General features: G+C 29.4%; 1 protein-coding gene. It reads right to left on the bottom strand.

Annotated features, from left to right (window positions below; translation table 11 throughout):
* Nucleotides 1-630: bacteriophage T4 gp5 trimerisation domain-containing protein (locus AJ888_RS09075; RefSeq protein ID WP_070296226.1), on the bottom strand; the 630-nt coding region annotated here is incomplete at both ends.

The following is a 630-nucleotide window of genomic DNA, read 5'->3' as shown; positions in this document are numbered from 1 at the left end:
GTATCGCCTACTTGATGGAGGATTTGATTACCTGCTTTTACTTCACAATCTGTTTGAAAGTCAAAAGTTGAATTATCTGATTCTAAAGAATATTGTTCCTCTACCTTTGTCTGCATGGAATTGGACTTTAAGGATGTATTATCTTGTATGTGGGCGGATAAATTTTGATGAACATTAAGGAAAAATTCTTTTTCTATTGTTTGGGTTAAAGACTTTTCTATTAATAATTTATTTTCTCCTTTCACATTCCTTGTCTCATCTTTATGGATAATAGTATTTTGATTAGCACCTATTTCTATGTCTTTGTTTTCTCCTACATATTCGCTAGAATTCTTAGATACTCTTACTTTATTATCTACTCCTACATTTAAGGTATTGCTTAATCCTACTATGGTATCTTTAGATAAGCCTACATTAGTTAAGTATTCTCCTCCTACATTGACATTTTTAGCTAAGTCTATGGTTTGAGTATGAATCTTTTTAATCCTTTCATTATAAATTCCATCCACTATAGAATCTTTATCATTTAAAATTCTTTGAGTGAAATTATGCTGGACTAATTCATCATAATCCTTTTGGGCTTTTAAATAAATTTGTTCTTTATCTTTTATATTTGAGAGGGTAAGTTCA

The sequence above is a fragment of the Campylobacter sp. BCW_6467 genome (assembly GCF_001762855.1).
Classification (GTDB): Bacteria; Campylobacterota; Campylobacteria; order Campylobacterales; family Campylobacteraceae; genus Campylobacter_D; species Campylobacter_D jejuni.
This window is presented reverse-complemented; position numbering and strand designations above follow the sequence as displayed.